Genomic DNA, 13263 nt, shown 5'->3' on the forward strand with positions numbered 1-13263 from the left:
GGCTATGCCATCAAGAGTTGCGGGCAGCCGTTGGCATCGCGCACCGGGTGCACGTCGACCTGCCAGATGCGGCGCACGGTGTCTGTGTCCAGCACCTGCAGCGGCGGGCCGTCGGCCTGGATACGGCCGGCCTGCAGCAGCACGGCCTGGTCGGCGTAGCGCAGGGCCAGGTTCAGGTCGTGCAGCACGGCCACCACGCCCACGCCGTGGCTGTGCGCCCAGCTGCGGGCCAGGCGTAGCACGGCGTGCTGGTGGTGCACATCGAGTGCGGCGGTGGGTTCGTCTAGCAGCAGCCAGCGGCTGTGACCGGGCACGGGCTCCCAGATTTGCGCCAGCACGCGGGCCAGCTGGGCGCGGGCGCGCTCGCCACCGCTGAGGGTGTTGAGCACGCGCTGCGCCAGGTTGGAGACGCCGGTGGCCTGCATGGCACGCTGCACGATGGCGGCCTCGGCCGGGCTGGGCTTTTGGCGGTGCGGGTAGCGGCCCAGCTCCACCACGTCTTGCACGGTGTAGTCGAAGGCCACGGACAGGTCTTGCGGCAGCAGGGCACGGCGGCGCGCCAAGGTTTGCAGCGGGTAGCTGGCCAGGGCCTGGCCTTGCAGCAGGATGCGGCCCTGGCAGGGCTGGCGCTGGCCGCACAGCAGCGACAGCAGGGTGGATTTGCCCGCGCCGTTTGGCCCCAGGATGGCGGCAAACTGGCCGGCCTGGAAGCGCACCGAGGCCGACTGCAGCAGCGTGGTGCCGCCGACCACGCAGGACACGGCCTGGGCTTCCAGGCAGGTGCTAGGGGTGCTCATACTTTGCCCTTGAACTGCCGCAACAGCAGCAGGAAGAAGGGCACGCCGACGAAGGCGGTCAGCACGCCCAGCGGCAGCTCGGCAGGCTGCACGGCGGTGCGGGCCACGCTGTCGGCCAGCAGCACCAGCGCGGCGCCCAGCATGGCCGAGCCGGGCAGCACGGTGCGGTGGTCGGGCCCGGCGATCAGGCGCACACAGTGGGGCGCCAGCAGACCGACGAAGCCGATGATGCCGGTGGTAGCCGTGACAGCACCCACGGCCAGTGCGGTGACGGCTACGGCCAGGCGCTTGGTGCGCTCTACATCGACACCCAGCAGCACGGCCTGGGCCTCGCCCAATGCAATGGCATTTAAGGGCCTGGCGCAGGTAATACCTGCGCAGATAGCTATCAAAACAATAGTAAACACCAACACTACCGCGCTCCAGCGCGCGCCGCCCAGGCTGCCCATCAGCCAGAACTGGATGCTGCGCAGCTGCTCGTCGCTGGCCAGAAAGTTCAAGTAGCCCAGGCCCGCGCCGGCCAGTGCGTTCACCGCCACGCCAGCCAGCAGCATCATGCCGACGCGGGTGCCGCCCTCGGACTGGGCCAGCAGGTAGATCAGCACCGTCACGCCCAGGCTGCCGGCAAAGGCCATCAGCACCAGGGTCCAGCTGCCCAGGCTGCGCGGCAGGGAGGGGAAGTACAGGCTGCCCAGCACGATGGCCACGCCTGCGGCCAGCGCGGCACCGCTGCTGACGCCGATCAGCCCCGGGTCGGCCAGCGGGTTGCGGAACAGGCCCTGCATCAGCGCACCCGACAAGCCCAGGCCCGCGCCCGCCGCCAGGCCCAACAGCAGGCGCGGCAGGCGGATGTTGAGGAACACCAGCTGCTCGGGCGAACCGTCCAGCCCGCCGGACAGCAAGGCCCACAGCGTGCGCAGGATGCTGGCCGCGTCCATGGCGTAGGCACCGCGTGCACTGGCGGTGAGCAGGCTGGCGAGCACCAGGGCGCTGCCCAGTAGCAGCACTTGCTGGCTGTTGAGGCGGTGCAGGCGTGGGGTCATGCCAGTACGATTTTTTGGTGTAAGGCGCGCACCGTGGCAGGCAGGCGCGGGCCAAAGCCCAGCAGCTCCAGCGCGTCCATCTGCACCAGGGCGCGGGTCTTGAAGGCTGGGGTCAGCGCCAGCTCGGGCCGCTGCCAGAACTTGTCCAGCCCGCCCTGGGCCTCGACGCCTTGCGTGCTGGTCAAAACCAGGTCGGGTGCGGCGGCGGCCATGGCCTCCGCCGTCATGGCGCGGTAGCCGTTGTAGCCCTGCATCACGTTCTGCGCGCCGATGAAGCGCAGCATGGCGTCGGCAGCGGTTTTCTCGCCCGCCACCTGCAAGTTGGCGGTGTGCGACAGGATGAACAGCACGCGCGGCTTGCGGCCCTTGTACTGCGCCACCTGCTGCTGCACGCCGGCCCAGTCGGCATCCAGCCTGGCCTGCAGTGTGCGGGCCTGGGCTTCACGGCCTGCGCCGCGCCCCACGGCCTGCAGCTTGCGCTGCACCTCGGCCCAGCTGTGGTCGGACTCGATCAGGTCTACCTTTACGCCGGCGCTGCGCAGCTGGTCCATCACCACGGGCGGGCCGGCCTCGGTGGTGCCGATGACCGCGTCGGGCTTGAGCGCCAGCAGGCCTTCGGCTGACAGGGTGCGCATATAGCCGACCTTGGGCGTGTTTTGTGCGGCCAGTGGGTACAAGCTGGTGGTGTCGGTGCCTACGAGCTGGGCTTCAGCGCCCAGGGCGTAGACGATCTCGGTAATGGCGCCGCCCACCGTCACCAGGCGCGGGGCCCTGGCCGTCTGCGCGTGGGGCACAGCAGGCGCAAGCGTAGCGCTGGCGGCCCAATTTAAGACGGTACGGCGGCGGAGTAGGTGGGGTGTCATCTGGTTGGGGCTTTTCATGGTTCATGCGGGTACCGCTTCTAGCCGAGGCAGCTGGGCTACCAGGTCGCGCCAGGCCTGCAGCTCAGGCTGGCCTGGCTTGCGCGCGCCGAAGAACATGGCCATCAGCTCGCCATTCACGTCGAAGGCTTCGACCGAGGTGACCACGCCGTCGGCGGTGGGTTTCTCTACCTGCCAGACGTGGGCGATGGAGTCTTCGCGCAGGTGCAGGTTGAATGTGGGGTCGATGACGTTCAACCACTGCACACCTCTGATGTCCATGGGCTCGATGCGGTGCACCGGGCCGGTATGGATCTGGATGCAGCCGCCGCTGCCCACGAAGACCATGATGGGCACGCCGTCAAACGCGGCGCTGTGCAGCAGATCGCGCAGTGCGCTGTGGCCCAAGGGCTGGGTGAAGCGGCCTTCCATCAGGCGCAGGCTTTGCTGGCGCTCGGCGCTGAATGTTTTTAACAGGCCAAAGAACTCGTGCGTGTCCTGCATGGCGGCCCAGGCGCTGCCCAGGCCGTCTACATCGATCTGCGTATCGTCCAGCACGGGTGGCGGTGGCGGGGCGGGTGTGAACACAGCGGTGTTGGCAGGCGCGGTGAAGTGCTGCACGACCGCGTCGAAGGCGGCGCGGTCGGTGGCCTCGCGCTGGAATATCTTGTGCACGGCCTTGCCGCTGGCGTCGAAGAACTGCAGGCTGATGTTGGGGCGGTTTTGCGGATTGGCGGCCAGCTCGGTCACGGCAAAGCCTGCATGCCACTGGCTGAAGAACAGGCGCAGGTCGATGTCGTCGCCCAGCGCCAGGCCCATCTGGCCATGCGGCCCCATGGCGGACAGCTTTTGGTAGGCGCCGGTTTTCTCGTGCACGGTGGTTTCGTTGCGCGTCAGGCCCATCAGCGGGCCGCAGGGCTGCAGGGCTTGTAGCAGCTCTATCCACGGGCCTTGCAGCGGCGTGGCCTTGGGCGGGTGGCTGTGCGTGCCGCAGTGCGCGGCAACGGCCTGGCCTTCGCTAAGGCCCAGCGACTCAGCGGCCTCTTTGGCGCGCTTGCCGCTGGCGCGGGCAGTGGCAAAGGCTTGGCGCAGGGCTTCCGCGTCGGCGGATAGGGGCGTAGGTGTGAGCAGGCTGGGGGCGTTCATTGCACCACCTCGAGGGCTTTGTGCCACAGGGCGGCGTCAGCCGGGGTGGTTTGCAGCGCTGCACGGGGGGCGGTCTGGCGGCTTTGCTCCAGCCAGCGGGTGTGCAGGTTCCACAGCAGGGTTTGGAAGTCTGGGGTGAGCAGGGGGTGCTGCGACAGGCTCAGCAGGTGCTGCACTACTTTTTGCGCCATGGGGCCACGGTGCTCGTCGCAGCAGCCTTGCACGTAGCCGGTCATTAGCGCCAGCGTGGCGGCCAGCAGGGACTCTGCACGGGGCAGGGCGTATTCCTCGGTGGTCACGGCGTCGCCCGCTGCATCGGGTGGGAAGGTGGGGTGCATGTCAATCTCCTTGGGTCGATGGAATCAAAAGTCCGCCGCCAGCGAAACCTTCAGGCTGCGGCCAGGCTGGCTGAATGCGTCGATCACGGCGACCTGGGCTGCGGTGGCGCTGCGTACGTCGCTCCAGTTCCAGTACTTTTTGTCGGTCAGGTTGGTGACGGCTACGTTCAGGCGCAGGTCTTTCTGGATGCGCCACTGGCCGCCAAGGTCGAGGGTGGTGGCGGCGGGCGCGAGGAACAGGGCGCTGTTGGTGTCGCTTTGTTTTTTGGCCGCATGGTGGGCCAGGTCCAGCCGCAGGTCCCAGGCGCGGGTGGCGTACTGCACGCCCAGGCGTAGCTTGGCGGGGTCTACCGTGTCCAGCGGTTTGCCGGTGTCGGTGTTTTTGCCGCGCGCCATGCCGTAGCTGAAGGGCGTGGTGACTTGCCCACCGGCCACGCGGCCCCAGTCCCAGTTGCCCTTGACCTCGAAGCCGCTGATGCGGGCGTTGTCTACGTTGATGGACTGGTACACCACCGGGTCGGCCGCCGTGCCCGAGCCGCTGACCTGTACGCTGTCTTGGATCAGGTCTTTGAAGCGGCCAGTGAATGCGGCTACATCCAGCGTCAGGGCGTCCAGCCGGCCGCGTGTGCCGATCTCGAAGTTCTGGCTTTTCTCGGCCTTCAGGTTGGGGTTGGGGATGGTTTTGTAGTACTGGGTGGTGTTCTCAAAGAACGCATTCACCTGGCCCGCGTTGGGCGCCTTGAAGCCCGACGCGATGTTGCCGAATACGCTCCACTGCGGCGTGGCGCGGTACAGCACGCCCAGCTTGGGCGATACGGCATGGCCCGACAGCGATACCGCCGTGGCGTTGAAGCCTTCCTGGCTGGCGGCGATCTTGTACTGGTCGAGCCGGGCGCCGGGGGTGATGCTCCAGTCGCCGGCAAAGATTTCATCCTGCAGGTACAGCGCTGTGCTGGACTCGATGGTGTCCGGGAAGCGCTTCAGCGGAAACGTCTCGCCCGCTGGCGGCGTGACGCCTGTGCCCAGGGTTTTGATGGAGGCGCGGCTGTAGTCCAGCCCGTAGGTGAGCTTGTGCGCCATATCGCCCTGGCGCAGCACTTTGTTGGCCTGCAGGCCGAGCTGCCAGGTGTTCTCGTCGTAGGTGGTGTCGCGCACCCGGTCTGCAGCGGTGTTGCGGTCTTCGGTCGCCACCTCGCGCGAGCCAGCGGCCTGGTAGCTCAGCACGGTTTGCAGGCTGTCGGCCCAGGGCTGGGCCAGTTGGTAGCGCGCGTCCCAGGTCAGGCGGTTGCGCTCCATGTCGGTCTTGGCGGTAGAACCCAGTACCGAGGTAGACGCCGTAGGCGCTACCGCCACGGCAGACAACAGGTTGTAGCGGGCGCTTTTGTCCACATGCTCGAAGGTCAGCACATGCTTTTGGTCGGCGTTGGGCCGCACCACGACCTTGGCCAGCAGGGCGTTGTTGTGGTCGGTCTCGGGGTTGGGCGTGGTGCGGGTGGTGTTGGCCGCGTCGTTGCTGCCCATGTTCTTCACGGCGCCGGACGTGCTGGCATTCACGCCCAGCAGCCATTCCACCGTATCGCTGGCCCGGCCCGCTAGCGTGGCGCCAGCCGATCGGCCCTGGTCTTCGCTGCTGGCGGAGAGGGCGGCCCGGCCGCCAAAGGTTTTCTCGCTGGTTAAAAAGTCCGAAGGTTCGTAGGTGATGAAGTTCACCAGGCCGGCCACCCCGTCGGAGCCATACAGCACGGATGCCGGGCCACGCACAACCTCCACGCGCTTGACCAGGCCGGTGTCAAAGTAGTCGCGGCCAAAGGCGTTGGCGCTGAACACATAGCTGCGCGGGGAGCGGATGCCGTCGGTCAGCAGCAGCACCCGGTTGCCGTCCAGCCCTCGGATATTGAAGCCCGCATTGCTGTCACGCCCGGTGTTGCCCGAGGCCAGGGTGAAGCGTGCCGGTGCGCGCTTCACCGACACATTCGGCAGGTCTTTGGCCAGGTCACGGATGTCCTGGATCTGCTTTTCCTCTATCTCCTTGGCGCCGATGACGTCGATGCTCATCGGCAGCTCGTCCGGGTCTTGCGCCGTGCGCGACCCGCTGACGACGACCTCGCGCAGCGTGGGCGCCGGTGACTGTGATTGGGCTTGTGCCGACAGTGCCGAGCCAAAGCCCAAGCCAATCAGCCAAGAGATTTCGCGCAAGGCGAAAGGAGAGGAGTTCAAACGACGCGCCACAGTGAAACCTGACAACAGTTGAAAAGGGTCAACGGCTGGCTGGTGGCTGGTGCAAGCCGCGTGGAGTGCGCGCTGTACCGGCTGGGGTGGCTAGCTGGGATGTAAAGGCATTATATGAGAATAATTCTCATTTGATGTTGATTCTGGTTTGGGAATTTGGGTTGTTTAGTGTTGGGTTGCTTCTTTTTTGATAGCTGGATGAGCAGGTATTGCCTGCGCTGGTGGGTGATTTGGCTTGAACCTTTGGGTTTGCTTGGTGCGGTTGGCATCCCCGGCCGGGAAGTGTTTCCGGGCATCCATGCCGTGCAGCAACGCCGACAGCACCTGTACCTGTAATTGCGAGAGGGGGAGCGGTGGGCCATTTCACCTGGTTTGCGGAAAAAGCCCGCGCTACCTGCCGCCGCTGCCGTATCGGCTGGCTATAGTGCCTGGGCGAAGCGGAGGCTGTCCGCATGCGTGCTGTCGTCGCATTACTACGGGATTCAAGCACTGATAAAAATGATGTTGAAGATTTGGAACCAGAAGACCGTATTCACCCATTCCTTCCGGAGCGAGCGCTATGTGTGGGCCGGATTTTCCTGGTCCGCATTTTTGTTCTCGGCTTTTTGGGCTTTCTCCGAGGGGCTCGCCGCGATTGGCTATCGATTGATCGCGGTGGATCTGGGGGGGCCATGTTGATCCATATCTACGAAATGACAAGGGGAGGTCTTTGGGGCGTTCTGGCCGCCGCCATTTTGATAGCCAAGCATGTGGCCTGTGGTTGTTATGCGTCGCGCTGGTTGGTGCGCGATTTAAAAGAGCGGGGCTATAGCTGTGTGGGGTAAGGAGGCTGTGCACCTTGTCTCAGGGCATACGGTTTGTCTTCCGTGGTTGTCCATCGTCGTTTGTTGCAGGTTGTGCTGCACAGTAGATGAACGTAGATTTTTTACTGCCAAATGAAGGCTCCCTCTTACAGTTGGACTTGCTTCGCTTGCGAACGCTCAAACGAGCCAGGAGTTTCTGCTTGTCAGGCCTGCGGGTTTTCTGCATTTCCCTCTGCCAAAGACTTTGAGCGGCTCCAAACGAAGCATGAATACGTTTCAGGGGATGCACAAACGGCATATGTACGCGCAACGGATAGCCCCGTGCTTAGCAAGCCGGCTCCGAGAAAAATTTTCCCGATTGTGCGTTGGCTTGCAACCGCAGTGACAGCCCCTTTTCTCTCGATATTTTGCGCGTGGTTTGCTGCTCAAGCGCTCCTTCCTGGCATATACCGTGGAGGTGGGCAAGCGACCATGGCAGGAATGGCATACATCGGCTTTGCCGTGGTGATGATTGGCATTCCGTTGGTTTACTCGATCGCGTACGGGCTCATTTTGCCCATCCTGTTTCCCAAGTTGGCGACTAGCAAGACCTATTCGCCCACCATTGCCGTTGTTCTAGGAAGTCTTTTGGGAATGTCCACGTTCGCTCAGCTCAATGTGGCGGAGTCTGGCATCGCATCCGAAGATGGATTTTGTTTTCTCGTGATTGTCATTGCGCTCACTATGGTGGGATTACTTGATTACTTTCTTGGCTTCCGCGGGAATGTCGTACTGCGTGACTGGCATGGGGCATTCAAGCAGCGGTACTTCCGCTGAGTGCAGGTTGGCATGGGCTGGCCCAGGCTCGCGGCTCCATGCAAGGTCAAAGTCGCCCTGCGGCGCATGGCATAGCCTGAAGCCGTGCATTCCCTGGGTTGAAACCCTCGCGCCTATTTGGGCAGCAGCCCGTACTGGGTCATGAAGACCATCAAGGCCTCTGCTAGGTCTTCTGCTAAGCGTTCGTTGGTTCTGTGGTTCTTCCCGAATTCCAACTGTATGGCGTCGATGCCTTCTGGGTGTTGGCTGCCATAGTTGAACACGGTATAGCCGCCAGCGAACCGTGGGTCTTCTTGCAGAGTGTCGGCGTCTGTGGCGGGGTTTACCGGGTAGCCCTTGGCTGCCAGAACGCCCGTAATGCTCTTTTCGCCCTGGAGCGAAGCGGGGCCGAAACGGTCGAGTAAAGCTTTGGTTGTCAAACCTGCACGTGTACCGCGAAAGGTTGTGCTGGGGTTATCCGACTGGCCATGGACATCCAGAAGCAGGGCGCCGGCAGGAAATTTCGCCTTGATTTCAGCGATGTAGGCGCTAATCTGACCGTGGTACGCCTTGTACGCTGGCAAAGCATCGTCAGACTCCATCGCATCCTGTTCTGCGCGGTTGGCATCAAGGTACTTCCGGCTGAACCGGGCGATGACGAGGTAAGGCCGTTTGCCTGTGCGTACTTCCAAAATGGCGGCCACATGCTCGGTTAGGTCTTTCGTGCCTGCGTCGCGAACGACTGCGCCTTTTTTTCGCGCAGGCATGAATCCGAATGATTCGCCACCATCGTGGGGTACGGTCAGTAGCAGCGGCAGTGTGCCCTTTGAAGCGATGACTAGGCTTTGTGCGTCGTAGGCAAACCCAATGTGTGGAATGAGCGCCAGGGCCCCGAGTGAAAGGTAATGTCGACGGAGCATATTTGCAGACGGGCTGTATGTGCGTGGGGCGCGGTTGCGGTCGGACATCACAATTCCGACCGATCCAGGTGGTTGTGTGGCGGCCACTATAGCCCGCCGCAGCACGCTATATTTAACGTAGCGTCTTGTGCATATGGAATATGGACTGGCATGCCATTGAATGGTTAATTAAAAATCATGTGGTTCTGGGTGCTGCTGGTTATTCTGGTCACCATGCCATCTGTGCGCTAAAAACCTGCAGGCCCCGCGCACCCAGGCCACCTCGCGCCCACTACACCAGCAGATCGGGCGACGCCTGCTCCAGGGTCGCGCAGCCACACAGCGCCATCGCAATCTCCAACTCGTCGCGCAGCAGGCGCAGCACATGGGCTACGCCGACCGCTCCCGCATTCGCCAGGCCATACACATAGGGCCGCCCCACCAGCACCGCGCTGGCGCCCAGGGCGATGGCTTTGAGCACGTCTGTGCCCCGGCGGATGCCGCCGTCTACCAGCACCGGCATGCTGCCGGCTACAGCCTCCACGATGCGCGGCAGCACCTGGGCAGTGGCGGGAGCGGTGTCCAGGGTGCGACCGCCGTGGTTGGAGACGACCAGGCCGGCCACGCCCAGCCGGGCGGCCTGCGCCGCGTCGGCGGGGTGCAGGATGCCTTTGAGCAGAATTGGCAAACGGGTTTGGGTTTGCAGCCAGGCCACGTCATCCCAGGTGGGGGCGTGGGCCAGCAGCCCGTCAAACAAGGCGCTTTGGCCGGGGCGCAGTGGCAGCGCAGGCGCAGGCTGGAAGTCGGCCAGGTGCACTGCCGACACGCCTGGTGGCAGCCGGAAGCCCGCGCGGCGCTGCCGGTCGCGCGCGCCTTCGGTGGGGCCATCCACTGTTAGCACCAGGGCTTCACACCCGGCTTGCTCGGCGCGCTGCACCAGCGCCAAGGTGTGCGCCCGGTCGTTTTGTAAATAAAGTTGGAACCAAAAAGGTCCTCTAGCGCTTTCAGATAGTGCGGTAGAAGCTATTATTTCAATAGCAACACTGGAGTTAGTGCTGAGCACCATGCCGGCCCCCAGTGCGGCGGCGGCGTACGCACTGGCCAGCTCGCCGTCGGGGTGGGCCATGCGTTGGAAAGCCACCGGGGCCAGCAGAATCGGGTGCGCCAGGGGGCGGCCCAGTAGCTGGATGCGGGTGTGGCCACCGGCCAGCGGTTGCAGTACGCGGGGGTAGAGCTGGCGCGTATCCCAGGCGCTGCGGTTGGCGCGCAGGGTGATCTCATCGCCCGCGCCGCCACTGAAATAGGCCCAGGCATTGGCATCCAGCACCGTCTGCGCGTGGCGGGCATGGTCTTCCAGGTTGACGATGCCAGGGGGGACTTTTTCAACACTGGGGGCGTTAACGGGCATGCTCATGTGTCCGCCCACATGCGCAGCAGGTTGTGGTACGTGCCGGTGAGGCCCACGATGGCGGGTTCGGTTTCCCCCAAGCTGCCGCGCAGGTGCATTAAATGCTGGTCCATGTCGAATAGCAATTTGCGCTGCTCGGTGCTGCGCACCATGCTCTGAATCCAGAAAAAGCAGGCGGTACGGTGGCCGCGCGTCACCGGTTCGACGCGGTGCACGCTGGTGCCGGGATAGAGCACCATGTCGCCGGCTGCCAGTTTGATGCGCTGGGGGTTAAATAGCTCGTTGATGACGAGCTCCCCACCGTCGTAGCTGGCGGGGTCGCTGAGAAATAGCGTGCAAGAGATGTCGGTTCGGACGCGTCCGACTCCACCGGGGAGGTAGCGTATGGCGCTATCGACATGGTTGTCGTAGCGGTTGGTTTCGCCGCCATAGCGGTTGAACATGGGCGGCGAGACGTGTTTGGGGAGCGAGGCCGAAAAAAAGATGGCGTGGCGCTCCAGGCCACGCAATACCAGATCGCGCAGTAGTTGCACTTCTTTGCTGCCTTCGGGCAGCTGCTGGTTGTTTTTGGCATGCACCGCTTGGTTGCCAGCGGTGTTGCGCCCATCTGCCCATGCGGCACCATTCAAGACCTCGTGCGCCCATTTCAGTTCATCGGTTGTCAGGAGGTTGGGTAGGTGCAGCAGCATGGGCAAATAGGCACGCTTAGAAGCGCGTACCGATGGTCAGTTTGTAGGTACGGGGTGCGCCGCTGATCACGAAGCCGGGGTACAGCTGGTCGCCGTACAGCTTGTTGGCGATGTTGGACACGTTCACTTGGGCGTAGGTGTTCTCGGTGAACTTGTACTCGCCCATGACGTCGGCCGTTACGTAGCCTGCGGCCTCTGCGGTTGTGGACTCAGCACCCGTAGTACCTTGCAGAGGGCGGTTCTTGGACATGCCGTTGAAGCCGCCCGCTAAGCGCAGTTGCGAGGTCGCTTGGTAGCCCACCCACACGCTGCCGCTGCGCTTGGGGGTCAGGCCCACACGACTGCCCACTGAGGCTTGTGCGGTGGCTGAGCTACCGGCTGCGTCGATCTTGGCAATCGGGGTCCAGGCATACGACAGGTAGACCTCCCACTGTGGGGTCAGGCGGCCCACCACGTCCAGCTCTACGCCCGCAGAGTGGCGCTTGCCCGACAGCAGGTAGGCAGAACCTGCGAAGTCGGAGTCGGTGGTGCGTTCGTTGTACTTTTCAGTGCGGAACAGCGCGCCCCGGGTGGACAGTTGGCCGTCCAGCCAGTCCAGCTTTGCACCCAGTTCGATGTTGCGGCTCTTCTCCGGTGGGGTATTGGCGTTTTGGGCTGTAACGTACTGGTAGGTGTCCGCCGAGGTGTTGAACGAAGTGCCGTACGACAGGTGGTACGAGGCGCTCTTCGATGGCTGGTACAGCAGGCCCAGGCGGTGGCTGAACAGTCCTTCAGACAGGCTGGTCGTGGGCGTTGTGGATGGAACATTGGTGTTCGCATTGGCGTAGTTGAACTGCTGGAAGTCGCCACTGAACTTGTCGTAGCGCAAGCCTGCCAGTACCTTCCAGCTAGGCGCGATTTGGGCCAAGTCTTGCAGGTACAGGCCGAATGCCTTGGCTTTGTAGCCCACGGTATCGCGGTAGGTGGGCTCTGCAGTCAGTGTGCGGCCATCGTCTGGCGTGCCCACGGTGGTGTTGCCCTTGTTGTAGTTGGTGCCCACGGTGCCCCAGGCTCCATAGCGGTCGGCCTTTTCAACTGCTGCATCAAAGCCCGTCAAGATTTCGTGGTTCATGTCGAACCAGTTGAAGGTCTTGCTGTAGTCGCTTTGGAAGTAGGTGCCGGTGTACGAGTCTTTGCGCGGCGATAAACCCGCACGGCTCAACACGGTGGCATCACTCAGGGTGGCCGAGGTGGTGCCGGTGGCAAACGAGGCGTTGGTGCCCCACTGGGCGCGGTCGAAGGTGCCGCTGCGCAGTTGGGACTTCAGTTCGCCGTTGTCGCTGAAACGGTGGGTGTGTTTTAACGTGACATACGAAGCCTTGCCTTGCAGGTAGTCGCTGTCGGTGCCGTAGAAAGCACCAGGCTTGAGGTTGGGCACACCGGATAGTGTTCCTGTTACGCCATTGCCCAGCCAGCGGGCGCTGGACTGGGGTACGTTGTCCACGTTCAGATGGAACAGGCCCACAGCGAATTCGTCGTCACTGCCAATGCCGAAACGGTAGGTGGGGGCAATACCGTATTTGTCGATGTTTGCACCACCGTTGTCGGCCTTGTTGTACATGGCGTTGATGCGCAGGGCAGAGTACTCGTCCAGGCGCAGGTTGAAGTCACCGGTGGTGCGCATGTAGCCACGCGAGCCCACGGTGGCTTCCACATCGTGCTGGGTGGTCAGCATGGGTTGCTTGGTGACCTGGTTGACCACACCGCCGGTGGAGCCCCGGCCAAATAGCATGGAGGCCGAACCGCGCATGACTTCCACGCGGTCGTAGTTGAATGCATCGCGGTCGTACTGCGATGGGTCGCGCATGCCGTCGATAAGCAAGTCGCCCACGGTCGCCACTGGGAAGCCGCGCAGGCGGATGTCTTGGTCGGTGCCGTTTTCGGTGGCGGCAAAGGTAATACCTGCGGTGTGGTGCAGGGCTTCTTTCAGGGTGTCGATACGGCGGTCGTCCAGCAGCTTTTCGGTCATCACGGTGACGGACTGGGGAATGTCGCGGATGTCCTGGTTGCCCTTGCCAATGCTGGATTTCTTGGTTTGCAGTGCGTCTTTACCTTCAGGCACTTCGGCTTTTTCTTTGACGATGACGGGCTCGAGCGTTGGCACTGTGCTGGTTTGCGCCCAACCACTGACGGATGCCGCCAACAGCATCGCCCCCAGGGGTAACACCGCAAACTGGGCGTTGGAGTTCACTACTGTTTTTGTAGCTTCTAGCGCTG

12 protein-coding genes are annotated in these 13263 nt (G+C 63.3%); 2 read left to right on the forward strand and 10 right to left on the reverse strand.

The window, feature by feature from the left end; genetic code table 11:
* Window positions 1–2: 2 nt before the first annotated feature.
* From AC4BBN_RS13005 to AC4BBN_RS13030, 6 genes are read right to left on the reverse strand one after another with little or no spacing between them, the layout of a single operon-like run.
* Window positions 3–797, reverse strand: a complete 795-nt coding sequence (locus AC4BBN_RS13005) for a heme ABC transporter ATP-binding protein (RefSeq protein WP_490592391.1) — start codon at window positions 795–797, stop codon at window positions 3–5.
* On the reverse strand, window positions 794–1840 hold the full coding sequence (locus AC4BBN_RS13010; RefSeq protein ID WP_490592392.1) for a FecCD family ABC transporter permease: 1047 nt from the start codon (window positions 1838–1840) through the stop codon (window positions 794–796). The genes AC4BBN_RS13005 and AC4BBN_RS13010 overlap by 4 nt, the downstream gene beginning before the upstream one ends.
* Window positions 1837–2721, reverse strand: a complete 885-nt coding sequence (locus AC4BBN_RS13015; RefSeq protein WP_490592393.1) for a heme/hemin ABC transporter substrate-binding protein — start codon at window positions 2719–2721, stop codon at window positions 1837–1839. Before AC4BBN_RS13015 ends, AC4BBN_RS13010 begins: the two co-directional genes overlap by 4 nt.
* Window positions 2722–2724: 3 nt before the next feature.
* A complete protein-coding gene (locus AC4BBN_RS13020; RefSeq protein ID WP_490592394.1) occupies window positions 2725–3846 on the reverse strand; it encodes a hemin-degrading factor in 1122 nt (373 codons plus the stop codon).
* Complete coding sequence (locus AC4BBN_RS13025; protein ID WP_490592395.1) at window positions 3843–4184, reverse strand: hypothetical protein; 342 nt, start codon at window positions 4182–4184, stop codon at window positions 3843–3845. The genes AC4BBN_RS13020 and AC4BBN_RS13025 overlap by 4 nt, the downstream gene beginning before the upstream one ends.
* 24 nt (window positions 4185–4208) lie before the next feature.
* A complete protein-coding gene (locus tag AC4BBN_RS13030; protein WP_490592396.1) occupies window positions 4209–6401 on the reverse strand; it encodes a TonB-dependent hemoglobin/transferrin/lactoferrin family receptor in 2193 nt (730 codons plus the stop codon).
* Between the two features lie 464 nt (window positions 6402–6865).
* Between AC4BBN_RS13030 and AC4BBN_RS13035 the strand changes: the two genes are divergently transcribed.
* Window positions 6866–7237 (forward strand): hypothetical protein, encoded by a 372-nt coding sequence (locus AC4BBN_RS13035; RefSeq protein ID WP_490592397.1) that lies wholly within the window; start codon window positions 6866–6868, stop codon window positions 7235–7237.
* Window positions 7238–7537: 300 nt separating this feature from the next.
* The gene (locus tag AC4BBN_RS13040) at window positions 7538–8032 is read left to right on the forward strand and encodes a hypothetical protein (protein WP_490592398.1); all 495 of its coding nucleotides are present in this window, start codon (window positions 7538–7540) and stop codon (window positions 8030–8032) included.
* Between the two features lie 113 nt (window positions 8033–8145).
* Here AC4BBN_RS13040 and AC4BBN_RS13045 read toward each other — a convergent pair whose 3' ends face one another.
* The 4 genes from AC4BBN_RS13045 to AC4BBN_RS13060 form a co-directional block, all read right to left on the reverse strand.
* On the reverse strand, window positions 8146–8979 hold the full coding sequence (locus tag AC4BBN_RS13045) for an N-formylglutamate amidohydrolase (RefSeq protein WP_490592399.1): 834 nt from the start codon (window positions 8977–8979) through the stop codon (window positions 8146–8148).
* A gap of 223 nt (window positions 8980–9202) precedes the next feature.
* Entirely contained in the window at window positions 9203–10324 is a 1122-nt protein-coding gene (locus tag AC4BBN_RS13050; protein ID WP_490592400.1) for an alpha-hydroxy acid oxidase, read from the reverse strand.
* Entirely contained in the window at window positions 10321–11007 is a 687-nt protein-coding gene (locus AC4BBN_RS13055; RefSeq protein ID WP_490592401.1) for a Fe2+-dependent dioxygenase, read from the reverse strand. Before AC4BBN_RS13055 ends, AC4BBN_RS13050 begins: the two co-directional genes overlap by 4 nt.
* Window positions 11008–11023: 16 nt before the next feature.
* Window positions 11024–13237, reverse strand: a complete 2214-nt coding sequence (locus AC4BBN_RS13060) for a TonB-dependent receptor (RefSeq protein WP_490592402.1) — start codon at window positions 13235–13237, stop codon at window positions 11024–11026.
* Window positions 13238–13263: the final 26 nt, after the last annotated feature.

The sequence above is a fragment of the Rhodoferax sp. SPJ21 genome (genome assembly GCF_058216335.1).